21 protein-coding genes are annotated in these 23,903 nt (G+C 68.1%); 2 read left to right on the forward strand and 19 right to left on the reverse strand.

What is annotated here, in order from left to right:
- The 12 genes from tatC to ACE11G_RS08790 all read right to left on the reverse strand — a co-directional run bounded on the left by tatC (window position 1) and on the right by ACE11G_RS08790 (window position 13,415).
- On the reverse strand, window positions 1–1,008 hold the full coding sequence (gene tatC / locus ACE11G_RS08735; protein ID WP_006894939.1) for a twin-arginine translocase subunit TatC: 1,008 nt from the start codon (window positions 1,006–1,008) through the stop codon (window positions 1–3).
- 15 nt (window positions 1,009–1,023) lie between these two features.
- Window positions 1,024–1,281: a Sec-independent protein translocase subunit TatA gene (gene tatA, locus ACE11G_RS08740; RefSeq protein ID WP_006894938.1), complete on the reverse strand. Its 258-nt coding sequence runs from the start codon at window positions 1,279–1,281 to the stop codon at window positions 1,024–1,026.
- Between the two features lie 96 nt (window positions 1,282–1,377).
- The gene (locus ACE11G_RS08745; RefSeq protein ID WP_006894937.1) at window positions 1,378–2,340 is read right to left on the reverse strand and encodes a YafY family protein; all 963 of its coding nucleotides are present in this window, start codon (window positions 2,338–2,340) and stop codon (window positions 1,378–1,380) included.
- Complete coding sequence (locus ACE11G_RS08750; protein WP_006894936.1) at window positions 2,337–3,320, reverse strand: YafY family protein; 984 nt, start codon at window positions 3,318–3,320, stop codon at window positions 2,337–2,339. Before ACE11G_RS08750 ends, ACE11G_RS08745 begins: the two co-directional genes overlap by 4 nt.
- Before the next feature lie 16 nt (window positions 3,321–3,336).
- Window positions 3,337–4,695, reverse strand: a complete 1,359-nt coding sequence (pafA, locus tag ACE11G_RS08755; protein ID WP_006894935.1) for a Pup--protein ligase — start codon at window positions 4,693–4,695, stop codon at window positions 3,337–3,339.
- A 5-nt stretch (window positions 4,696–4,700) separates the two neighbouring features.
- On the reverse strand, window positions 4,701–5,417 hold the full coding sequence (gene prcA / locus ACE11G_RS08760; protein ID WP_006894934.1) for a proteasome subunit alpha: 717 nt from the start codon (window positions 5,415–5,417) through the stop codon (window positions 4,701–4,703).
- Window positions 5,414–6,280, reverse strand: a complete 867-nt coding sequence (gene prcB / locus ACE11G_RS08765; protein WP_278127336.1) for a proteasome subunit beta — start codon at window positions 6,278–6,280, stop codon at window positions 5,414–5,416. Before prcB ends, prcA begins: the two co-directional genes overlap by 4 nt.
- The gene (locus ACE11G_RS08770; RefSeq protein WP_006894932.1) at window positions 6,277–6,468 is read right to left on the reverse strand and encodes a ubiquitin-like protein Pup; all 192 of its coding nucleotides are present in this window, start codon (window positions 6,466–6,468) and stop codon (window positions 6,277–6,279) included. Before ACE11G_RS08770 ends, prcB begins: the two co-directional genes overlap by 4 nt.
- 117 nt (window positions 6,469–6,585) lie before the next feature.
- Entirely contained in the window at window positions 6,586–8,091 is a 1,506-nt protein-coding gene (gene dop / locus ACE11G_RS08775) for a depupylase/deamidase Dop (RefSeq protein ID WP_375004074.1), read from the reverse strand.
- 45 nt (window positions 8,092–8,136) lie between these two features.
- Window positions 8,137–10,764 carry an FHA domain-containing protein gene (locus ACE11G_RS08780; protein WP_375004075.1) on the reverse strand — a complete coding sequence of 876 codons (2,628 nt, stop codon included), beginning with the start codon at window positions 10,762–10,764 and terminating at the stop codon, window positions 8,137–8,139.
- Between the two features lie 110 nt (window positions 10,765–10,874).
- Window positions 10,875–12,551: a proteasome ATPase gene (gene arc, locus ACE11G_RS08785; RefSeq protein WP_006894929.1), complete on the reverse strand. Its 1,677-nt coding sequence runs from the start codon at window positions 12,549–12,551 to the stop codon at window positions 10,875–10,877.
- Window positions 12,552–12,584: 33 nt separating this feature from the next.
- Complete coding sequence (locus ACE11G_RS08790) at window positions 12,585–13,415, reverse strand: tRNA (adenine-N1)-methyltransferase (RefSeq protein ID WP_045539066.1); 831 nt, start codon at window positions 13,413–13,415, stop codon at window positions 12,585–12,587.
- Between the two features lie 104 nt (window positions 13,416–13,519).
- Here ACE11G_RS08790 and ACE11G_RS08795 point away from each other — a divergent pair, with 104 nt between their 5' ends.
- Complete coding sequence (locus tag ACE11G_RS08795) at window positions 13,520–14,377, forward strand: thioesterase family protein (protein WP_045539068.1); 858 nt, start codon at window positions 13,520–13,522, stop codon at window positions 14,375–14,377.
- Between the two features lie 611 nt (window positions 14,378–14,988).
- Here ACE11G_RS08795 and hisG read toward each other — a convergent pair.
- From hisG to metH, 5 genes are all read right to left on the reverse strand, one after another.
- Window positions 14,989–15,837, reverse strand: a complete 849-nt coding sequence (hisG, locus tag ACE11G_RS08800) for an ATP phosphoribosyltransferase (protein WP_006894925.1) — start codon at window positions 15,835–15,837, stop codon at window positions 14,989–14,991.
- Window positions 15,838–15,895: 58 nt separating this feature from the next.
- Window positions 15,896–16,159, reverse strand: a complete 264-nt coding sequence (locus ACE11G_RS08805; RefSeq protein ID WP_006894924.1) for a phosphoribosyl-ATP diphosphatase — start codon at window positions 16,157–16,159, stop codon at window positions 15,896–15,898.
- A 79-nt stretch (window positions 16,160–16,238) separates the two neighbouring features.
- Entirely contained in the window at window positions 16,239–16,874 is a 636-nt protein-coding gene (locus ACE11G_RS08810) for an HAD family phosphatase (RefSeq protein WP_231650269.1), read from the reverse strand.
- Between the two features lie 149 nt (window positions 16,875–17,023).
- Complete coding sequence (locus ACE11G_RS08815; RefSeq protein WP_045539082.1) at window positions 17,024–17,641, reverse strand: DUF1345 domain-containing protein; 618 nt, start codon at window positions 17,639–17,641, stop codon at window positions 17,024–17,026.
- A 108-nt stretch (window positions 17,642–17,749) separates the two neighbouring features.
- Window positions 17,750–21,331: a methionine synthase gene (gene metH, locus ACE11G_RS08820; protein ID WP_375001865.1), complete on the reverse strand. Its 3,582-nt coding sequence runs from the start codon at window positions 21,329–21,331 to the stop codon at window positions 17,750–17,752.
- A 51-nt stretch (window positions 21,332–21,382) separates the two neighbouring features.
- Between metH and ACE11G_RS08825 the strand changes: the two genes are divergently transcribed.
- Window positions 21,383–22,282 (forward strand): PAC2 family protein, encoded by a 900-nt coding sequence (locus ACE11G_RS08825; protein WP_045539073.1) that lies wholly within the window; start codon window positions 21,383–21,385, stop codon window positions 22,280–22,282.
- A gap of 24 nt (window positions 22,283–22,306) precedes the next feature.
- Here the strand turns inward: ACE11G_RS08825 and ACE11G_RS08830 are convergent, their stop codons facing one another.
- Window positions 22,307–22,615, reverse strand: coding sequence for a hypothetical protein (locus tag ACE11G_RS08830; RefSeq protein WP_006894919.1), 309 nt, complete (start codon window positions 22,613–22,615; stop codon window positions 22,307–22,309).
- Window positions 22,616–22,624: 9 nt separating this feature from the next.
- Window positions 22,625–23,875 (reverse strand): cysteine--1-D-myo-inosityl 2-amino-2-deoxy-alpha-D-glucopyranoside ligase, encoded by a 1,251-nt coding sequence (gene mshC, locus ACE11G_RS08835; protein WP_278127331.1) that lies wholly within the window; start codon window positions 23,873–23,875, stop codon window positions 22,625–22,627.
- Window positions 23,876–23,903 lie beyond the last annotated feature (28 nt).

Raw genomic sequence — 23,903 nt, forward strand, 5'->3', positions numbered from 1 at the left:
CTACAGGATGTCATCGAATGCGCCCGGAGTCCGAACGGATCGACGCTCGCTCGACGCGCCGATCGGTCCCGCGGGCTCGATGGGTGCCGGACGGCCGACGTCGTCGGTCACCGGGGCGGAGCCGTCGTGTTCGAGCGGCGAGGCCTGATCGTCGGGCACGCTCATCCAGTCGGGATCGCGGCGGGCCTTGCGGCGGTCGTGGAAACGGGCGATCTGAATGGCCATCTCGAGGAGCACAGTGAGCGCCGCCGCCAGCGCCAACATGGTGAACGGGTCCTGGCCGGGTGTCACGACCGCGGCGAAGACGAACATCGCGAAGATGAGCCCGCGGCGCCACCGCTTGAGTCGTTCGTAGGTGAGCACTCCGACCAGGTTCAGCGCGACGATCAGCAGCGGAAGCTCGAAGCTGATGCCGAAGAGGATCAGCAGGTGCAGCATGAAGCTGAAGTACTGGTCGCCCGCGAGCGCAGTGACCTGAACGTCGTTGCCCACCGTCAGCAGGAAGTGGAACGCCTTCGACACCACCAGGTAGGCCAGCACTGCGCCGGCGACGAAGAGGACGCTCGCAGCTGCGACGAAGCTGATGCCGTATCGACGCTCGTTCTTGTGCAGCCCCGGTGTGATGAAACGCCAGATCTGCAGCAGCCAGATCGGGCATGCGAGTACCACGCCCGCGGTCAGGGCGACCTGAAGGCGCAGCATGAACTGGTCGAACGGCCCGGTGGCCAGCAGCCGGCATTCGCCGTCGGGGGTCAGCGAGGCGCGGGTGGACGCCGGGAGGTCGCAGTACGGACCGCGGAGGAGCTCACCCAGTGACTCGATCCGCCACACGCCGTGGCTGTACCAGACGAAACCGATGACGGTGGTGACCGCGATCGCCACCATCGAGATGACGAGCCGGGTCCTCAGCTCGTAGAGGTGCTCGGCCAACGGCATCGAGCCGTCGGGGTTGACTCGGCTCCGTCGCTGCCGGGGGTCGAGACGGGCGAGTGAGAATCGCTTGCGCACTCCGGTGGTGCGCGGCTAGGCCGTCTTCTTGTCGGATCGCGTCGCCTGGTCGGCGGGATCCGGACTCGGCTGAGGTGCGGTCGGCAGTTCGCGCGCGGTCTCAGTGGTCTCGGCGGACGGCTTGCCGTCGCTCTGCATCTCCTGGATCTCCGATTTGAAGATGCGCAGCGACCGGCCGAGGCCGCGAGCCGCCCCGGGGAGCTTGGCCGAGCCGAACAGCAGCACGAGCACGAGCAGAACGACCGCCCAGTGCCACGGCGACATCGCACCCATAATTCAACCCTTCGAGAGTAAACAGTCTCAGACGTGTTCGAGTCTACCGAACAGCGGCGTCATCGGCGCGCCCAGATTCGTCGGCCGGTACTGCGGTCAGGAACCGTACCGGCTCCGCGCAGCCTTCGCGGTGCTCGCGATCAGCGACGTCACGCCGTCGACGTCGCTACGAACCCGCACGCGCCCGCCGAATCCGAGCACGAATCGCGCGAGCCACTGGGGCGAGCCGTAGCGGATGGTCGCGGTGATCGGCTCGGTCGGCTCCTCGGAGAGTTCGTCGTCGGGCTCCGCCGCGAAGTACTCGAGCAGCCAGACCGCCTCGGGATCGATCTCGATGTGCGCCGTGGGCAGTTCCCCGGTGAGCGCGCCCAGATCGGTCGGGTCCGTCCGGTGGAGGGCCTCGACCGGAGGCTGCGAGACCTCGCCGGTGCCGTGCGCCGACTCGATCCGGTCGAATCGGAACAGGCGCACGCCCTCCGACGACCGGCACCAGGCCTCCAGATAACTGTTGCCGTCCACCGCCCGGATGCGGATCGGATCGACGGTCCGCTCGGTCACCTCGTCGCGACTGGCCGTGTAGTACGTGATCCTCAGCGACTGGCCGTCCTCCAGGGCCTGGCGGATGACGCCGTCGACGGGCGGTGCCGGAGCGGCGGGCAGGTCGGCGCTCACCGCGCGCCGCGTGGTACCCATCGCCTCCTCGATCTTCGCGATCGCGCTGCGCACGGCATCGGCGTCGACCGCTCCCCGTGTCTCGGAGAGCATGTTGAGCGCCATCAGCAGCACGTTGGCCTCGGGGCCGGTCAGCCGCAGCGGGCGGTCCATTCCTGCGGTGAAGACCACGCTGACGTATCCGTCCCAGAACTGGATGTCGATGAGGTGTTCGGGACCGTAGCCCGGGAGACCGCACACGTACAGTTGCTCGAGATCGGTCTGCAATTGGTGTTCGCTGACGCCGAGGTCGTCGGCTGCGGTCGACACCTTGATTCCCGGACGGGCCAGGAAGTACGGCACCATCGCCAGCAGACGCGACAGCCGGCTCGGATTGGCGTCGCTCATGCGCTCACCTCCGCCGCGATCAGGCGGTCCAGGTCGGCGACCACCTCCGCGCGCAGATCGTCCGGTGCGAGCACCACCGCGTCGGGTCCGGCGGCCAGGATCACCCTGCGCAGCCCCGACCGCGAATGGATCTCCACGGTCAGCAGATCTCCGTCCTCGTCTCCGAACCGCTGCGGGACCGTCGACGTCGCCATCCGCCGCAGGCCGTGCGCCCGACCGGCGGCGACCCAGATCTCCGCGGTGGCGCCGCCGTCCGCGGTCGCCACGTCGACCGCCTCGTTCACGATCGCCTGGATGTCGACCGTCGCCGGCACCACCACCGATCCCGCATCGCCGAAGGCTTCGACATCGGAGATCCGGGAGATCCGGAAGGTCCGCACAGCTCCGCGGTCGCGGTCGTGTCCGGTGACGTACCAGCGTCCGCCGCCGCCGGCGATCCCCCACGGTTCGAGGGTCCGCGTCTTGCGGCCTTTCGACGAGCGGTGAGTGAAGGTGACCGGGCGGCCGGCGTCGATCGCCGAGAGCAGATCGGTGATCGTGCGTTCGTCGCCCAGTGATCTGGTGGCGCCGCCGAGGGTCACCACCGATTCGTCGTCGGGAACCACTTCGATCCCCGCCGCGCGGAGCTTGAGGACCGCGGTCTGGAAGACGGCCGCCACCGAGGGATCGCGCCAGAGCGCCGAGGCCGCGGCCACGGCGGCCGCCTCGGCACGATCGAGGGTGATGTCGGGCAGCGCGTACTGGTCCGGATCGATCCGGTAGCCCTCCTCGCCCTGCGGGTTGCGGCCGGTCTCGACGGGAATGCCCATCTCTCGCAGCAGCGCCTTGTCGCGCTCGAGCATCCGCTTGAACGAGTCGTCGCTCCGGTCCGACTCCATGTATCCCTGCACGTTCGCACGCACATAGGTTGCGGGGACGTACGTCCGCGCCGACATCAAGCAGACGACGAGGTTGACGAGTCTCTCGTTCTTCGCAGTCACGCGTCCACTTTAGGCGTCACATCGACGCGATCAGCCGATCGACGCGCTCATCGACGTTCCGGAACGGGTCCTTGCAGAGCACGTTCCGCTGCGCCTGATCGTTGATCTTCAGATGCACCCAGTCGACGGTGAAGTCTCGTCCCGCCTTCTGGGCCGCGGTGATGAAGTCGCCGCGGAGCTTGGCCCGGGTGGTCTGCGGCGGTGTCGAGGTGGCCTCGTCGATCGCCTCGTCGGTGGTGACCCGTGCCGCGAGCCCCTTGCGGGACAGCAGGTCGAAGACGCCGCGGCCCCGGCGGATGTCGTGGTAGGCCAGGTCGAGTTGCGCGATCTTCGGATCGGTCAGTTCCATCGAGTACTTGTCCTGGTAGCGCTGCATCAGCTTGCGCTTGATCACCCAGTCGATCTCGGTGTCGACACCGCTGAAGTCGTCGCGCTCCACGGCGTCGAGGACACGGCCCCACAGGTCCACCACGCGATCGAGCGTCGGGTCGGGCGTGCGCGTCTGCAGGTGCTTGACGGCCCGCGCGTGGTACTCGCGCTGGATCGCCAGCGCCGTCGCCGTCCGTCCGCCCGCGAGCCGGATCTCGCGCCGGCCGGTCGGGTCGTGGCTGATGTCCCGGATCGCGCGGATCGGGTTGTCGAGCGCGAAGTCGTGGAACGAGATCCCCGACTCGATCATCTCCAGCACCAGCAGTGCGGAACCGACCTTGAGCATGGTGGTGGTCTCGGACATGTTGGAGTCGCCGACGATCACGTGCAGCCGACGGTACTTCTCGGCATCGGCGTGGGGCTCGTCGCGTGTGTTGATGATCGGCCGCGACCGGGTGGTCGCGGACGAGACGCCCTCCCAGATGTGGTCGGCGCGCTGCGACAGGCAGTAGCGCGCCTCGTGGCCCACCGAGAGCACCTTGCCCGCCCCGCAGATCAGCTGGCGCGTCACGAGGAAGGGCAGCAGCACATCGGAGACCCTGCCGAACTCCCCCACCCGGCTGACCAGGTAGTTCTCGTGGCATCCGTAGGAGTTGCCCGCGGAGTCGGTGTTGTTCTTGAACAGGTAGATGTCGCCGCCGATGCCCTCGGCCACCAAACGTTCCTCGGCGTCGACGAGCAGTTCCTCCAGGATCCGCTCGCCCGCACGGTCGTGCGTGATCAGTTGCGCCACCGAGTCGCATTCGGCGGTGGCGTACTCGGGGTGAGAGCCGACGTCGAGGTACAGCCGCGCACCGTTGGTGAGGAAGACGTTCGACGACCGGCCCCACGCGACGACGCGCCGGAACAGGTAGCGCGCGACCTCGTCCGGGCTGAGGCGACGCTGTCCCTTGAACGTGCAGGTGACACCGAATTCGGTCTCGATGCCCATGATCCGTCGTTCCACGGCGCTCACTCCTCGAGGTAGCCGGCGATGTCGGTGCGGCGCAGCCGCTTGAACGCCCGCCGCGGTCGGTTGCGATCCAGGATCGCCACCTCGACGTCGGCGGCGGTGAGTGTCGGTGCGGCGGCGGTGTCGCCGTTGGCCGACTCGGCCGGTGTGGACAGTGCGCGCACGGCGATCTGCAGGGCGCGCGGCAGCGGAAGGTTCGGCTCGTATGCGTCTTTCATCGCCGCGTTGATGGGTTCGGTGCTGCCGCCCATCACGATGAACGAGGTCTCGTCGACGATCGATCCGTCGTAGCCGATCCGGTAGAGCTGCGACGGGGTGGTGCGTCCGGCCCGGGCCACCTCGCCGACGCAGAGTTCCACTTCGAAGGGCTTGGCCTGCTCGGTGAACACCGCGCCGAGGGTGTTCGCGTAAGCACTGGCCAGCGACAGTCCGGTCACGTCGGCGCGGTCGTAGCTGTAGCCGCGCAGGTCGGCCATCTGGATGCCGGCCTTCCGCAGGCCCTCGAACTCGTTGTACTTGCCGACGGCCGCGAAACCGATGCGGTCGTAGATCTCACTGACCTTGCGCAGCGTGTTCGACGGATTGTGCGCCACGAAAAGGACGCCGTCGGCGTAGGTGAGCGCCACCACGCTGCGGCCCCGGGCGATGCCCTTGCGCGCCAGCTCCGAGCGGTCTCGCATGATCTGCTCGGCGCTCGCATAGTACGGAAAAGTCATGCGCGCTCCCCTGTCTGGCCGGCCGGCTCGGACGGTGCCGTACCCGACGCCGCCGCGCTCCTGCGGCGGGCGACCACCGCCTCGGCCGCACTCTCGATCTCCGCTTCCGCCACCAGGTCGGCGCCCTCGGCGCTCACCCGGGCGGCGGTCGGGAAGATCCGCCGCACAAGGTCCGGGCCACCGGTCGCGGAGTCGTCGTCGGCCGCGTCGTAGAGCGCCTCGACCGCGACCGCCAGCGCCTCGTCGGCGGACAGGTCCGAACGGTACAGCTTCTTCAGCGACGATTTCGCGAAGACCGATCCCGAGCCGATCGCGTCGTAGCCGCCGGTCTCCTCGTGACGGGAGCCGGCGACGTCGAACGAGAAGATCCGGCCCCGTGCGCCCGCGTCGGCTTCGGCGTCGAAACCGACGAGCAGCGGGATCGCGGCGAGCCCCTGCAGCGCAGCGCCCAGGTTGCTGCGGACCATCGTCGCCAGGCGTGCCACCTTGCCGTCGAGGGTCAGCGGCACCCCTTCGATCTTCTCGTAGTGCTCCAATTCGACGGCGAACAGCCGGACCATCTCGATCGCGATGCCCGCGGTGCCCGCGATACCCGCCGCGGAGTATTCGTCGGTGACGTACACCTTCTGCACATCACGGGTGGCGATGAGGTTGCCCATCGTCGACCGGCGGTCGCCGGCGAGCACCACGCCACCGGGGTAGCTGACCGCGACGATCGTGGTGCCGTGCGGGATCTGCTCCACGCCGGCCCGGCCGCCACCGTCGATCATGTTGTGCGGCAATCGATCAGGCGCATGAACGCGCAGGTACTCGGTGAACGACGAGATCCCGCCGGCTCCAGCCTCGCCCGGTACCGAGATCACTGCCCGCCCTTCTGGACGTAGGCGCGGACGAAGTCCTCCGCATTCTCCTCCAGCACGTCGTCGATCTCGTCGAGCAGATCGTCGGTCTCGCCGGTGAGCTTCTCTCTCCGCTCCTGGCCGGCCGCACCACCACCGATCGCGTCGTCATCGTCGCTGCCGCCGCCTCGTTTGGTCTGCTCCTGCGCCATGTTCGCCTCCTGAGAAGAGAATGTTGTGACTTCAACCCTACCGGTGGGCGTGCCCCGTGCGTCGCCGACGCGTCGGTCCGGTCGGCGATCGTCTTGCGCCGGTGGGATTCCGGACGCTCAGGACGTGGTCAGGCGGTCGACCAGATCGGCGGCCGAATCGGCGGCGTCGAGCAGCTCGCCGACGTGAGCAGCCGTGCCGCGGAGCGGTTCGAGCATCGGAATCCGGACCAGCGAGTCGCGGCCCAGGTCGAAGATCACCGAGTCCCAGCTGGCGGCGGCGACATCGGCGCCGAACCGGCGAACCGCCTCCCCGCGGAAATAGGCGCGCGTGCTCTCCGGTGGCGTCTCGACCGCTCGCATCACCTCGTCCTCGGTGGTCATGCGCTTCATGGACCCGCGTGCCACCAGACGGTTGTAGAGGCCTTTGTCGAGCCGGACGTCGGAGTACTGCAGGTCGATGAGTTGCAGCCGGGACGCCGACCAGGTGAGCCCTTCGCGGTTGCGGAAGCCCTCCAGCAGTCGCAGCTTGGCCGGCCAGTCCAGCAGGTCGGCGCACTCCATGGGATCGCGTTCGAGCTTGTCGAGGACTTCGGCCCACGTGGCCAGCACGTGCGCGGCGCGCTCGTCGTCGGAGTGGTGGGCGTCGTGGAACCTCTGCGCTCGGTCGAGGTACTCGCGTTGCAGGGCCAGCCCGGTCATCTCACGGCCGTTCTCGAGCGCCACGGCCGTGCGCAGCGTCGGGTCGTGGCTGATCGCGTGAACCGCCTCGACGGGCCAGGCCAGCGCGAGATCGGACAGGTCCACCCCGGCCTCGATCAGGTCCAGCACGAGTGCCGTGGTGCCCACCTTGAGGTAGGTCGCCGTCTCGGCGAGATTCGCGTCACCGATGATGACGTGCAGGCGGCGGTACTTCTCGGGATCGGCGTGCGGTTCGTCGCGGGTGTTGATGATCCCCCGCTTCAGTGTGGTCTCGAGACCGACCTCGACCTCGATGTAGTCGGCACGCTGCGACAGCTGGTAACCGGAGTCCTCGCCGCGCTGGCCGATGCCCACCCGGCCCGAACCGCAGATCACCTGACGCGACGCGAAGAAGGGCATCAATCCGGTGATGATCGAGTCGAACGGCGTGTCGCGGTGCATCAGGTAGTTCTCGTGAGTGCCGTACGAGGCGCCCTTGCCGTCGATGTTGTTCTTGTACAACTGCAGCCGAGGGGCACCGGGAACGCTCGCGACATGCCGAGCCGCCTGCTCCATCACCCGCTCCCCCGCCTTGTCCCAGATCACCGCGTCGAGCGGGTCGGTCACCTCGGGTGCCGAATACTCCGGATGCGCGTGATCGACGTACAGCCGAGCACCGTTGGTGAGGATCATGTTGGCGGCGCCGATCTCGTCGGCGTCGATGATGGGCGCCGGGCCGCCGCTTCGGCCGAGGTCGAATCCGCGCGCATCGCGCATCGGTGACTCGACCTCGTAGTCCCAGCGGGTCCGGCGGTCACGGCGCGGCACGTTCGCGGCGGCGGCGTACGCCAGGACGGCCTGGGTGGACGTCATGATCGGGTTCGCGGACGGATCGCCGGGCGCGGAGATGCCGTACTCGACTTCGGTTCCGATGATGCGCTGCATGGAACCCAGCCTAACCGTGGCGATCTGCGCCCGGCGCGGCGCCGGTCAGCGTCTGCGCAACCGCAGGCGGGAGAAGATGAACAGCGTGAGTACCAGCGCGATGGCCACCAGCGCCGCATAGCTGATGAGCGCGTGCGCGAGGGAGGGCTCCCAGAGCGGATACATCATCTCGCCACCGGGCTCGTCGATCTTCACCTGGGGAACCTGATCGGCGATCCACGGGATGTTCACCGACTGCGCCGCATTGGTGTACCCCCAGTAGGTCGGGAACAGCCAGGTGATCGGCTTGACGAAGGCCGACCCGATCGCGAACAACCCGCCCGAGAGGACCAACTGGACCATCACCACGATCACCAGCGGCGGCATCGTCTGTTCGGTCGATCTCACAGCCGCCGAGATCGCGAGGCCGACGAGCACGCTCACGCACGCCAGTGTGGCGACCGCGATGAACAGCGTCACCGCGGGCGGGATCGCGGGTTCGGCGCCGCCGGTCTTGACGATGTCGGCGGCCTTCGGCATCGCCCGAAGCCCATAGGTGATGCCGATCATGATCGCCACCTGGACCACGCTCATCAGCGAGAACACCAGGATCTTGGCGGTCAGGTATGCGCCCGGACGCAGTCCCACCGCGCGCTCGCGCTCGAAGATCCCCCGCTCGCCGACCAGATCGCGGACGGCGAGCGCGGTGCCCATGAAGGCGGCGCCGATCACCAGCACGGTGAGGATCTGCAGAGCCTCCCCCGGATCCTTCGGCGGGACGTAGTCGTTCGTCGGCGGCAGCACCGCCCGGCTGAATCCCTTGTCGCCCGGGATCACGAGGGTGAGCAGTCCCAGGACGATCGGCATCACCAGCAGCACCACCAGGTACCCCTTGTCGGCCCACACCAGGCGGACCTGACGTCGGGCCACCGTGCTGGTCTGCCGCACCAGGCCCATCTTGACCGGTGTGACGGGTGCCCCGGGCGCGGGCGCCTGCGGTGGCGGCTGATGCGGATGGCGCCCGCGGTACTGGGCCCAGGCCTGGTCGGGTCGTTCGGCGACGTAGCTGAAGATCTCCGCCCAGTCGGCGGTGCCCATCTCGCCGGCCACATCCCCGGGGGCGCCGCAGAACGACGTCTTGCCGCCGGGCGCCAGCAGCAGCACTTGGTCGCACAGACTCAGGTAAGTGAGCGAGTGGGTCACCACCAGCACCACGCGACCCGCGTCGGCGAGCCGGCGCAGCGTCTTCATCACCTGCTGGTCGAGAGCCGGATCCAGACCCGAGGTCGGCTCGTCGAGGATGAGCAGCGACGGCCCGGTGAGCAGCTCCATCGCCACCGACGCGCGTTTGCGCTGGCCGCCGGAGAGTTTGTCGACGCGGGTGTCGACGTGCTCGGTGAGCTGGAGTTCGGAGAGCACTCCGTCGATCACGACGTCGCGGTCGGCGGTCGACAGATCGGCGGGCAGCCGCAGTTCGGCCGCATAGCGCAGCGCCTGTCGGAGGGTGAGCTTCTGGTGCAGCACGTCGTCCTGCGGCACCATCCCGATACGGGAGCGCAGCGCCTCGTACTCGCTGTGAACTCCGCGCCCCTCGAAGGTCACGACTCCGACTGTCGGGTTGTTCAGGCCCGCGACGATCTTCGAGACCGTCGACTTGCCCGCTCCGGACGGGCCGATGATCGCGGTGAGCGTGCCGGGGGCCGCGGAGAAGGAGACGTCGTTGAGCAGTGCCTTGCCGTCGATCGTCAAGCCGATCCCGGATACCTCGAGGCCACCGGCCACCTGCGCCTGTGGCCGCCCGCGCACCAGGCGGCCGTCGGTCAGCACGAAGTCGGAGTTGCCGATCGTGACGACGTCGTTCTCGCTGAGGCGATGCGCCATCACGCGACGGCCGTTGACGAAGGTGCCGTTCACGCTCTCGAGGTCTTCCAGGAGCAACCCCTGCGGGGTACTCGTCATCCGCGCATGGTGCCGGGAGGCCAGGACGTCGCTGACGACGATGTCGTTGTCGGGCGTGCGGCCGATGGTCTGCACGCCGGTGAGCGAGATGGTCTCGCGCCCGCGCAGGTCGCCGGGCACTTCGTAGACGGCCGACGCGTTCTGATGCAGTGCCGCCAGGTGCGGGGCGTCGGGAAGCGCGCCGAATCGCGGGGGCGCCTGCCGGTATCCGCCGGGCGGACGCTGAGCCGAGAGCGGTGCGGTGGCCGGACGGTTCGCCGGGCGCACGGGTGGCCGGTCCGGTCGCTGCGGCCCGGACGGGTACGGCGTCGGCGCCTGCGGTCCGGCTGCGGACCGCAGCGGGCGAGACTGCGGCGCCGGAGACTGCGGCACGGGCGGTTGCCGGCCCGGAACCGGACGCGAGGGCGGCACCACCGTCCGAGCCGCGGCTCCCTGCGGAGCCAACTCGACCACGGGTCCGGTCGCCGCATCACCGAGGCGGATCTGGACCGGCCGGTCGATCCGGGCCGCGGACTGCCGGACGCCTGCCACGAAGAAGCCGTTCGTGCTTCCGCGATCGACCACGCTCCAGCCGTCCGACCACTCGAACGCCAGGTGCACGCGGGACACGAGCGGGTGATTCACCACGACGTCGTTGTCGGGAGTGCGCCCGAGCGTCGCCGGTGAGGTCCGCACCACATGCGGGCGAGCCTGTGCGACCCGGACCTGCAGCGGGGTGATTGCTGTCGTGTTCATCGCCGGTAACTCTAGCGAGTCCCGGCGCCCGGCCTAGACCGACGGAATGACTAAGCCGGATCCGGGCTCCGGCGAACGCGGTCGGGCGGGCCGCGGACCAGAGCCCGGGATCAGAGATACTGGCCGGTGTTCGACTCGGTGTCGATGGCCCGGCTGGCACCGCCGGTCTTACCCGTGACCAGCGTCCGGATGTAGACGATGCGCTCGCCCTTCTTCCCCGAGATGCGCGCCCAGTCGTCCGGGTTGGTCGTGTTCGGCAGATCCTCGTTCTCCGAGAACTCATCCAGAATCGAGTCGAGGAGATGGCTGATCCGCAGTCCGCTCTGACCGGTGTCGAGATGCGCCTTGATCGCGTACTTCTTCGCTCGGTCGACGACGTTCTGAATCATCGCTCCCGAGTTGAAGTCCTTGAAGTACATGATCTCCTTGTCGCCGTTGGCGTAGGTGACCTCCAGGAACCGGTTGTCGTCGGACTCGGCGTACATCCGCTCCACCACGCGCTGGATCATCGCGTCGATGCACCGCCGGCGATCGCCGTCGAACTCCGCCAGATCCTCCGGGTGCACCGGTAGATCGGGCGTCAGGTACTTCGAGAAGATGTCGATCGCCGACTCCGCGTCCGGCCGCTCGATCTTGATCTTGACGTCCAGACGGCCCGGCCGGAGAATCGCCGGATCGATCATGTCCTCGCGGTTGGAGGCGCCGATCACGATCACGTTCTCCAGGCCCTCGACGCCGTCGATCTCGCTCAGCAGCTGGGGCACCACCGTCGTCTCGACATCCGAGGACACGCCGGAGCCGCGGGTACGGAAGATCGAGTCCATCTCGTCGAAGAAGACGATCACCGGAGTGCCCTCCGACGCCTTCTCACGGGCGCGCTGGAAGATCAGCCGGATGTGTCGCTCGGTCTCGCCGACGAACTTGTTCAGCAGCTCCGGGCCCTTGATGTTGAGGAAGTACGATTTGGCCTCGTGCGCGTTGTCTCCGCGCGCCTCGGCGATCTTCCTCGCCAGTGAATTGGCGACGGCCTTCGCGATGAGCGTCTTGCCGCATCCGGGAGGTCCGTACAGGAGCACGCCCTTCGGGGGGCGCAGCGAGTACTCGCGGAACAGGTCCTTGTGCAGGAACGGGAGTTCGACGGCGTCGCGGATCTGCTCGATCTGACGGCGAAGTCCGCCGATGTCCTCGTAATCGACGTCCGGAACCTCTTCGAGGACGAGATCCTCCACCTCGGCCTTCGGGATGCGCTCGAGGGCGAAGCCGGCCTTGCCGTCGATCATCAGCGAATCGCCGGGCCGGAGCTTGCGGGTCGACTCGCCGCCTTCGTCGGTGTGGATCAGCGAGCCCGCGAGTTGGACGATCCGCTCCTCGTCGCTGTGGCCGACGACGAGGGCTCGCCGTCCGTCCGCGAGGACCTCGCGCAGGGTGCTGATCTCGCCGACCGTGTCGTAGTCGAGCGACTCGACGACGGTCAATGCCTCATTGAGGCGGAGCGACTGGCCCCGCCGGAGAGCGGAGGCGTCGATGTTGGGTGACAGCGTCAGCCGCATCTTGCGACCGGAGGTGAACACGTCGACGGTGTCGTCGTCGAAGACCTGCAGGAGCACGCCGTATCCGCTGGGCGGCTGACCCAGGTTGTCGACTTCCTCGCGCAGGGCGATGAGCTGCTGTCTCGCCTCTTTGAGCATCTCGGTGAGCTTGCTGTTGCGCACGGTGAGACTCTCGACGCGCTGCTGCATGGTCGAGAATTCGACGCTGCTGCTGGGCGAACGGTCGGACTCGGTCATCGTCTCTCCTTTGCCGGCGGTACGTACTCCACGCTACCCGCGTGTGGGACGCCGTTGTACCCGAAGCGTTTCCGTACCGTCGGCGAGTCGGCGCGCGGTGATCAGGAAGGCGGTGTGGCCCTGCATCCGGTGCTCGGGGCGGACCGCGAGACCCACCGCACTCCACTCGCGGACCAGCGACTCCCATGCGCGCGGCTCGGTCCAGCACTGCTGTTCGCGCAGGCCCTCCATCACCTTCGACAGCTGCGTCACCGTGGCCACGTACACGGTCAGCACGCCGCCGGGGCGGATCGTCTTCGACACCACGTCCAGGCACTCCCACGGCGCGAGCATGTCGAGGATGATGCGGTCGAACTGCTCGGCGGGGTCGTGATCGACGAGATCTCCGACGCGCAGGGTCCAGTTGTCGGGGCGCCCGCCCAGGAAGGTCTCGACGTTGCGGACGGCGTGCTCGGCGTGATCCTCTCGCACCTCGTACGACAGCACCGAGCCCTCGGTGCCGACGGCGCGCAGCAGCGACAGCGTCAGCGCTCCCGATCCCGCGCCGGCCTCCAGGACTCGGGCACCGGGGAAGATGTCGCCCTCGGCGACGATCTGCGCGGAGTCCTTCGGGTAGATCACCTGCGCCCCGCGGGGCATGGAGACCACGTAGTCGGTCAGCAGCGGTCGCAGCGCCAGGTACTGGGTGCCCGAGGTCGCCTCGACGACGCAGCCCTCGGGGCTGCCGATCAGATCGTCGTGCAGGATGCCGCCGCGATGCGTGTGGAACTGCTTGCCCTCCTCCAGGACGACGGTGAACTTGCGTCCCTTCGCGTCGGTGAGCTGTACGCGATCGCCTACGGCGAACGGGCCGGTTGTCGCCATCGTGCTGGTGTCCTTCAAGTCGGTCGGCAGGGCCGATTCGGGGCCTTCGCGAGGAGTGGAGAGGCCCGGGAATCGCTCAGACAACCTTGTCATAGAGTGCCGGTATGGACATGAGCGAGGTGCCCTACAGCTGCTACTACGAGCCCATCCCCGCCCCCGGCGGTGACGATCCGGGCTACGAGTACTTCCAGCCGACACCGGCCACGGCGAGCGTGTGGTCGCAGGACATGCAGCACGGCGGTCCGCCCGCCGGCCTGCTGATGCGCGCGATGATGCGAGCCGTGCCGGACGACGGTCAGGAGTTCAGCCGCATCACCACCGAGATCATCGGACCCGTGGGGCTGGGCGTGAACCGGATCCGCACCAGCATCCCGCGGCCGGGCCGACGCATCTCGATGGTTCAGGCCGACCTCGAGGCGCAGGGGCCCGACGGCACCTACCGGACGGTGGCCCGGTCGGTGGCGTGGCGTCTGCTCGGGTCCGACTCGACGGCCGTCGCCGACGCTCCCCTCGATCCGCTGCCCGCCTCGCCGGACGAGCTTCCGCAGACGGTCGGATTCCCGACACAGGACACGGACGCGGTCGCGTGGGGAAAGGTCGGGTTCATCGGCACCACCGTCACCGCCCGTCAGCCCGGCCGCAACGGCAAGACGCCGGCGATCTGGATCCGGCCCGCGATCCCGCTGGTGGCCGGCGAGGAGATGTCGCACCTCGAGTCGGTGTTCACCGTGCTCGACGTCGCGAACGGCGTCGGGACGCGTCTGGACCCGACGCAGTGGTCGTGGATGAACATGGACACGACGGTCCATCTGATCACCCAGCCGACCTCACCGTGGCTCGGTGTGGACTCCGATCTCGCCGTCGGCGCGCGCGGCTACGGCGCCAGCTTCGCCGACCTCTACGACGTCTCAGGCTTCCTCGGCCGCTCGGCGCAGACCGATCTGATCGCCGAGCAGGGATAGCGGCTGGAGCTACTTCTTGGCCGGTTGGACAACTCACCGGCTGGTTGGGCGCCTAACAGGCTGGTTGAGCGCCTAACAGGCTGGTTGAGCGCCTAACAGGCTGGTTGAGCGAGCGTAGCGAGTCGAAACCGCCGCGAGTGAAGCTGGGAACCGAGCGATCGAGCTCCCAGCCCGAGTGGCAGCTGGCTTCGACTCGCTGCGCTCGCTCAACCAGCCTGAGGAAAGCGCTCACTCAACCAGACCGGGTGGCAGTTGGCTTCGACTCGCTGCGCTCGCTCAACCAGCCTGAGGAAAGCGCTTGCTCAACCGGCCCGGGTGGCAGTTGGCTTCGACTCGCTACGCTCGCTCAACCAACCTAAGGAAAGCGCTCACTCAACCGGCCCGGGTGGCAGTTGGCTTCGACTCGCTACGCTCGCTCAACCAACCTAAGGAAAGCGCTCACTCAACCAGCCTGGGTGATAGTTGGCTTCGACTCGCTACGCTCGCTCAACCAACCTGGGGAAAGCGCTTGCTCAATCAGCCTGGGTGACAGTTGGCTTCGACTCGCTACGCTCGCTCAACCAGCCTGGGGAAAGCGCTCGCTCAACCAGCCTGAGGAAGGCGAGCGTGTCCTAGAAGCGGCAGGAGCGGATGTCCGAGGCGAGGATGGCGCGGACGCCCAGTTCCGACAGGTCGTCCATCAGCGGCTGATGCGTCTTACGCGGAACCATCGCGCGGACCGCGAGCCATTCCGGGTCGAGCATCGGCGACACGGTCGGCGATTCCAGGCCGGGCGTCATCGCGACCGCCTGATCGAGCAGTGCCTTGGGGCAGTCGTAGTCGATCATGACGTACTGCTGACCGAAGACCACGCCCTGTACGCGGGCGATGAACTGCTTCGCGGCCCGGGAGGCCTCCGCTGACTCCGGATTGCGGATCAGCACCGCCTCCGAATCGCAGAGGGAGTCGCCGAACGCCGCCAGACCGTGCAGCCGCAGCGTGCGTCCGGTTCCCACGACGTCGGCGATCGCGTCGGCCACGCCGAGCTGAATCGAGATCTCCACGGCACCGTCGAGGCGGATGATCTCCGCGTCGATCCCCCGGGCGGCGAGGTCGCGGCGGACCAGGTTGGGATACGACGTCGCGATCCGCTTGCCCGCGAGGTCGGCGACGGTCCATTCCTGGTCGGCCGGAGCGGCGTAGCGGAACACCGAGGAACCGAAACCGAGCGCCACCTCCTCGATCACCTCGGCGCCGGAGTCGGCGGCCAGGTCGCGCCCGGTGATGCCGAGATCGAGGGTGCCCGCACCCACGTAGATCGCGACGTCCTTGGGACGCAGGAAGTAGAACTCGACGTCGTTGTTGACGTCGATGACGTTGAGGTCCTTGGGGTCCGAGCGCTTGCGGTACCCGGCTTCGGAGAGGATTCCGGCGGCGGCTTCGGACAGGGCGCCCTTGTTGGGGACGGCGACGCGCAACATTGCGGTGACTCCTAGAGGATGTGGTCGGCGGGAGGTGTCGGTGACCGGAGGCCGGCGGTCAGAGGTAGCGGTAGATGTCCGCGGGGGTGAGCCCGCGCTTGACCATCATCACCTGCAACCAGTACACGAGCTGGGAGATCTCCTCCGAGAGCGACTCGTCCGACTCATGCTCGGCGGCCAGCCAGACCTCGCCCGCCTCCTCGATGATCTTCTTCCCGAGCGTATGGACGCCCGCGTCCAGAGCGGCGACGGTACCGCTGCCCTCGGGGCGGGTCTGGGCCTTGTCGGCCAGCTCAGAGAAGAGTTCGTCGAAGGTTTTCACACCGACTATTTTTGCACGTCGAGTCGATCGGTCCCTGGCCGGGGCGCGGTGCCCTCCCGGGGCGCGCGACGGGGTCCGGTCAGCGTGCGGCGAAGACCGCTGCGAGATCGTCGAGGGTGAGACCCTCGAGCGTCTCGCGGTAGGTGTACGTCGGCTTGGGCGGCACCGGGATCGCCGACGGGATCACGATCGCGGGCACGCCGGCGGCGTGCGTCGCGGCGGCGCCGACCGGCGAGTCCTCGAAGGCCAGACACTCGGACGCGCAGAATCCGACCAGTTCGGCGGCCCGGCGATAGATGTGCGGCTCGGGCTTGCCCGCCTCCACCTCGTCGCCGCAGACGGTGGCGACGAACCGGTCGCGCCCCAGCGTCTCGAGCATCACATCGGTGACCTCGCGGACCGTGTTGGTGACCAGCACCATCGGGATCTCCGCACCCGCCACGAGGTCGAGCGCGGAGAGTGCGCCGGGCCGCCACCGCAGATCGGTGGCGAACAGTTCGAGGACCCGAGCGACCATCGCGTCCTCGTCGGCCTCGAAGTCGCGCCCGGACTCCGGCACCCGTGCCGCGTCGTACACCTTGGTCAGCGCGTCCACCGAACTGTTGCCCATGGTGGCGTTGCGCAGCTCCGGAGTCATCTCGGCGCCGATGCCGCGGGCGAACTCCTCCATCGCCCGGCCCCACAGCGGCTCGGTGTCGAGGAGCGTTCCATCCATGTCCCAGAGCACGGCGCGCGGAAGCACACGGTCGTCTGTCACTGCCTCTTGCCTTTCGACGTCGGTTCCCGATCGGCCGGCGACGGGCCACGGCCATCGGGCACCAGCGTAGGCCAGCGGTCGTCGGCGCGGGCGGATCGCCGCACCCCTCAACTGACCAGGTTCATCACCAGGTTGATGGTCGTGGCGATGATGACCGTTCCGTAGACGTAGCTGAGCAGGCAGTGCTTGAGCACCTCGCGCCGGATGACAGTGGGTCCGACGGCGGTGTCCGAGACCTGATAGGTCATGCCGAGGTTGAAGGCGAAGTAGAAGAAGTCCGCGTAGCAGGGCGGATCGCTCGTGTTGAAGTCGATCCCGCCCGGCTCGCCGGCGTAGTAGATCCGGGCGTACCGCGACGCGAACAGCGTGTGCAGCATCCCCCACGCCGCGAGCACCGCCACCACCGCCAGCATCGCGTACCAACTGCCGTTGCGGTCCCGGGCGGCCAGCAGCAGCACACCGATCGCGGACAGACTCACCGCGAGCGTTGCGATCAGCGCCGCATCGCCGAGTTCGTCGCGGACGTCGGCGGCCTCCGCGTGGGCGCGGGTGGTCGGCGCGTCCATCGGCCACAGCATCGCCACCGACCACACCAGATACACCGCCGACGTGACCGTCACCATCAGCATCGGCGCGAGCTGCCACAGTCCGGTCGCCGGCCAGACCACCGCGGCGATCACCAGTCCCGCCGCGAGTCCGACGATGAAGCGCGTCATCCCGCGCACATCCCGTTTGGCCATGCTGTGACGTTATCGGAGCGCCGAGCCGGTCGCGGACCGCACGCCCGGGGCGGCCCCGCCGTCAGCGGGGACTCCGCTGGCGCGGCCCTCGGACTACGTGTTGAAGTACTTGGCCTCCGGGTGGTGCAGCACGAAGGCGTCGGTGGACTGCTCCGGATGCAGCTGCAGTTCCTCCGACAGCTCGACGCCGATGCGGCCCGGTTCCAGCAGATCGATCATCTTGGCGCGGTCTTCGAGGTTCGGGCAGGCACCGTAGCCGAAGCTGTAGCGCGCACCGCGGTACTCCAGGTCGAAGAAGCCCTGCGGGCGGTCGGGGTCCTCGTCGGCCATCACCCCGTCGGCGAAGGTCAGCTCGCTGCGCACCCGCTGATGCCAGTACTCGGCGAGCGCCTCGGTGAGCTGCACGCCGATGCCGTGCACCTCCAGATAGTCGCGGTATGCGTTCTCGGCGAACAGCTTGTTCGCGAAGTCGGCGATCGGGGTGCCCATCGTGACCAGCTGGAAGGGCAGGACGTCGACCTTCCCGTCGGCGAGCGCCTGCTCCCTGGAACGGATGAAATCGGCGATGCACAGGAAGCGGGGGCGCTGCTGCCTCGGGAACTCGAAGCTGTGCCGAACGGGCGCGGAGGGGTCGGGCGACTCCAGCACGTGCACCGTGTCGCCCTCGCTGACGGCCGGGAAGAAGCCGTAGACGACGGCGGCGTGCTGCAGAATCCCCTCGGTCGCCAGACGGTCGATCCACTCGCGCAGCCGCGGCCGCCCCTCGGTCTCGACGAGTTCCTCGTAGTCGGGTCCATCTTCGCCGCGGGTGCCGCGCAGTCCCCACTGTCCGAGGAACAGCGCGCGTTCGTCGAGCATCGCCAGGTAATCGGCGACCGGAATGCCCTTGACGATCCGCGTCCCCCAGAACGGCGGTGTCGGCACCTCGTTGTCGGCGGCCACATCCGACCGCGCCGGGACCTCGACCGGCGGTTCGGCGGCCTTGCGCTTCTCCGCGATCCGCTTGGACCGTTCGCGACGGGCCTTGCGCTCAGCGACCTTGGCCGCGGCGGCCTTGGCCTCCTCGCTGTCGGGATCGGGACCCTCTCCGCGTTTGATGGCCATGATCTCGTCCATCAGCGACAGCCCCTCGAAGGCGTCGCGCGCGTACCGGACATCACCCTCGTAGACGTCGGCGAGATCGCCCTCGACGTACGTGCGGGTCAGTGCCGCCCCGCCCAGCAGCACCGGGTAGTCGGCCTTGCCCTGGGAGTTCATCTCCTCCAGGTTCTCCTTCATCACCACCGTCGACTTGACCAGCAGTCCGGACATGCCGATGACGTCGGCCCGATTCTCCTCGGCCGCCGACAGGATGGTCGCGATGGGCTGCTTGATGCCGATGTTGACGACGTCGTACCCGTTGTTGCTCAAGATGATGTCGACGAGGTTCTTGCCGATGTCGTGGACGTCGCCCTTGACGGTGGCGAGCACGATCTTGCCCTTGCCGTCCTCGTCGGTCGCCTCCATGAACTGCTCGAGATGCGCCACCGACGACTTCATCACCTCGGCGGACTGGAGCACGAAGGGCAGCTGCATCTGGCCCGACCCGAACAGTTCGCCGACGGTCTTCATGCCCGACAGCAGAGTGTCGTTGATGATCGACAGCGGCGGAACGGTCTGTCGCGCTTCGTCGAGATCCTCGATCAGGCCGTTCTTGTCGCCGTCGACGATCCGCCGCTCCAACCGCTCGAACAGCGGCAGCGCCGCGAGTTCGGCGGCCCGCGACTCGCGCGCCGACGCCGCCGACACGCCCTCGAACAGCTCCATCAGCTTCTGCAGCGGATCGTAATCGTCGGTGCGGTTGTTGTAGACGAGGTCGAGGGCCGTCTGTCGCTGCTCGTCCGGGATCCGCGCCATCGGCAGGATCTTCGACGCGTGCACGATCGCCGTGTCCAATCCCGCCTTCACGCACTCGTGCAGGAACACCGAGTTCAGCACTTGACGCGCGGCGGGGTTGAGACCGAACGAGATGTTCGAGATGCCGAGCGTGAAGTGGACCTGCGGATGGGCCTCCTTGATGCGCCGGATGGCTTCGATGGTCTCGATGCCGTCGCGGCGCACCTCCTCCTGACCGGTCGAGATCGGGAAGGTGAGGGCATCGATGATGATGTCCTCCTCTTCGAGACCCCAGTTCTGGGTGAGGTCGGTGATCAGCCGCTCGGCGATGGCCACCTTGTGATCCGCGGTGCGTGCCTGCCCCTGCTCGTCGATCGTCAGCGCGACCACGGCGGCGCCGTGCTCCACGACGTGCGACATGATTCGGGTGAACCGTGAGTCGGGCCCGTCGCCGTCCTCGTAGTTCACCGAGTTGACCGCGCAACGGCCGCCGAGGTGCTCGAGGCCGGCGCGGATCACGTCGGGTTCGGTGGAGTCGATCATGATCGGGAGCGTCGACGCGGTCGCGAACCGGGAGGCGAGCTCGGTCATGTCGGCCGCCCCGTCGCGGCCGACGTAGTCGACGTTGAGGTCGAGCATGTGGGCGCCGTCGCGGGTCTGGTCCTTGGCGATCTCGAGACACTTCTCGTAGTCGCCGCTGATCATCGCCTCGCGGAAGGCCTTCGAGCCGTTCGAGTTGGTCCGTTCGGCGATCACCAGGAAGCTCGCGTCCTGGTGGAACGGCACCGCGGTGTACAGCGATGAGGTCTCCGACTCGTGCTGCGGGTGGCGGGGGGCCGGGGTGACGTCCTTGACCGCCTCGGCCACCTGGCGGATGTGCTCGGGAGTGCTGCCGCAGCACCCACCGACGAACTGCAGACCGTAGTCGGCGACGAATCCCGACAGCGCGGACGCCATGTCCTCCGGGGTCAGCGGATACTCGGCGCCGTTCTTGCCGAGAACGGGCAGGCCGGCGTTCGGCATCACCGAGACCGGGATCCGCGCGTGCTTGGACAGGTACCGCAGATGTTCGCTCATCTCGGTCGGACCGGTGGCGCAGTTGAGTCCGACGACGTCGACGCCGAGCGGCTCGATCGCCGCCAGCGCCGCACCGATCTCCGAGCCGATCAGCATGGTGCCGGTGGTCTCGACGGTCACGTGGGTGATGATCGGCAGGTGGCGGCCGAACTGCTCCATCGCGCGGCGTGCCGCGACGACGGCGGCCTTGAGCTGCAGCAGATCCTGGCTGGTCTCGACGAGGATGGCGTCGGCACCGCCCTCCAACATGCCGAGCACGCATTCGACGTACGCGTCGCGGATGGCGCCGAAGGTGGTGTGCCCGAGGCTGGGAAGCTTGGTGCCCGGACCGATCGAGCCGAGCACGAACCGGTCGGTCCCGTCGGCCGACGGCCCGAACTCGTCGGCCACCCCGCGGGCGATCGACACCCCTTTGTAAGCGAGTTCCCGGATCCGGTCGGCGATGTCGTAGTCGCCCAGGTTCGACAGGTTGCAGCCGAAGGTGTTGGTCTCGACGGCGTCGGCGCCCGCCTCGAAGTAGGCGCGGTGGATGCCTGCCAGCACATCGGGACGAGTGTCGTTGAGGATCTCGTTGCAGCCCTCGAGCTGCCGGAAATCGTCGAGCGTCAGATCGGCGGCCTGGAGCATCGTTCCCATCGCCCCGTCACCGATCAGCACCCGACGCGACATCGCCTGGAGGAAAGTCGAGTCGTAGTTATCATGTGCGGTGGAGTGCGATGCCATACCTAGCAGGTTAGTTCGCGGCGAATCGACGGCCGTCGTAGGCTCGGTGGAATGAACTCCACACCGGACGGAAACGCAGCTGAGCAGGACGATTCGGCCGACCGCGCGGGACTGCCCATTTTACGCACGCCGATTTTAATTGCGGCGTTCTCCGGGTGGAACGACGGCGCCGACGCCGCCACCGCGGCGGTCGAACACCTGGCGCTGGAGTGGGACGCCACCTCCATCTGGGAGATCGAACCCGACGACTTCTACGACTACCAGTCCACACGTCCCACGATTCGGCAGCGCGGCGGCGTCACCCGGCACATCGAGTGGCCGGTGACGAGCATGTCGGTGTGCGTCCTGTCCGCGCACGACCGCGACGTGGTCCTCGTCCTCGGTCCCGAGCCGAACTACCGCTGGCGGTCGTTCTGCGCCCGCATCGTCGAACTCGCCGAGGCACTGGAGGTCGAGATGACCGTGATGCTCGGTGCCCTGCTGGCCGACACCCCGCACACTCGTCCGGTGCCGGTCTCGGGGACCGCCGAGACCAGCGACGCCGCCAAGCGGCTGGGTCTGGAGCTCAGCCGATACGAGGGACCCACCGGAATCACCGGCGTACTGTCGGACGCCTTCGTCCAAGCGGGCATCCCGTCGGTCTCCCTGTGGGCGGCCGTCCCCCACTACGTGGCGCACACCACCAACCCCAAGGCCACACTCGCGCTCCTGACGAACGTCGCGTCGGTGACCGGTCTCCCGATCCCGCTGGGCACGCTGCCGCACCGGGCCGAGGAATGGGAGCAGTCGATCAGCGAGATGACCTCGGACGACGAGGACATGGCCGCGTACGTCCATGAACTCGAGCAGGCCTCCGACGAGGATCTGGACGACACCATGCTCCGGATCGACGGTGAACAGCTGGCGGCGGAGTTCGAGAAGTACCTTCGTCGGCGGGACGACGAGGACTGACCGGCTCCCCCACGGCGAGAGTGATCAGCCGATGCGCTCGATCTCGACGACGGGCGTCGTCACCCGCCAGGTGCGCACCTCCGGGTCGTCGGCGGCGCGCACCCAGAACTGGGCGGGCTCCCCGACGCGGCAGATCTTGACGTCCAGCAGCGGGATGTCCTCCGAATCGCGCCGGAGTTCACTGACCTCCCACCGGTGATCGTCGGTGCGCCCGACGCCGGGTGCGCGCAGGAGGGTCATCTCCCCGAAATCGATGACGTAGGTGGAGGTACGCGTGACGACCGTCCACACACCCTCGGGACCGTCGATCGGGATCTGCTGAGCACGAGCCACGAGCGAACCTTAGCCGACCGGTGCGATGTCGACACCCAGCAGCGCATCGACGGCGTCGGCGACCAGCCGCGGCGCCGTGGTCGACGCACCGATTCCCAGGATCGCGTCGGCCGCCCACGCGTCCACGGCGGCCAGCGCCTTCGGGGTGTCGAGATCGTCGGCCAGATGCTGACGCAGTCGTGCGACGGTGTCGGCGGCGTCGGGCGCGGTCGCGAGCTTGGCCGCCCGGCGCCACGTCGCCAGTCGGCGCTCACCGTCGGCGAGGATGTCGTCGGTCCACATGCGGTCGGCACGGTAGTGCTGCGAGATCAGACCGAGTCGGACGGCTCCCGGATCGACGCCCGCGGCCCGCAGCTTCGACACGAGCACGAGGTTCCCCAGGCTCTTGGACATCTTCTCGCCGTCGAGTCCGATCATCCCGGTGTGGACGTAGTGACGGGCGAAGCGACGCTCACCGGTGAGCGCTTCGGCGTGGGCCGCCGAGAACTCGTGATGCGGGAAGATCAGATCGCTGCCGCCGCCCTGGATGTCGAAACCCATGCCCAGCCGTCGCAGCGCGATGGCCGAACACTCGATATGCCAGCCGGGACGGCCCGGGCCCATCGGCGACTCCCACGACGGCTCGCCGTCGCGCGCGGCGCGCCACAGCAGCGCATCGAGCCGATTGCGCTTGCCCGGACGGTCGGGGTCGCCGCCGCGCTCGGCGAAGAACGTCGCCATCGTCTGCGCGTCGTATCCGGACTCGTACCCGAACTGCGGTGTCGCGTCGACGCTGAAATAGACGTCCGGGAACTCCTCGTCGTCCACCACGTAGGCCGCGCCCCGCGCCAGCAGCTCGCCGACGGCGTCGACCACCTCGCCGATCGACTCCACGGCGCCGACGTAGTCGCGCGGCGCCAGGACTCGCAGCGCCTCCATGTCGGCGCGGAACAGATCGATCTCACGCGAGCCGAGGTCGCGCCAGTCCACACCGTCGCGTTCGGCGCGCTCGAACAGCGGGTCGTCGACGTCGGTGATGTTCTGCACGTAGTGCACGTCGTGCCCGCCGTCCCGGAGAATCCGGTTGATCAGGTCGAAGGTCACGTAGGTGGCGGCGTGGCCGAGATGAGTGGCGTCGTACGGGGTGATGCCGCAGACGTACATCGTCGCGACCTCACCCGGGCTGACCGGCTTCACCTGGGCGTCGGAGGTGTCGTAGAGACGCAGCGGGACAGCGGGCCCCGGCACGGACGGAATCTTGGGCGACGGCCACGAATGCATGCCGTCAACTGTATGTGCCCGCGGCCGG

The organism is Gordonia sp. PS3, assembly GCF_041950545.1.
In the GTDB taxonomy this organism is placed as follows: Bacteria; Actinomycetota; Actinomycetes; order Mycobacteriales; family Mycobacteriaceae; genus Gordonia; species Gordonia sihwensis.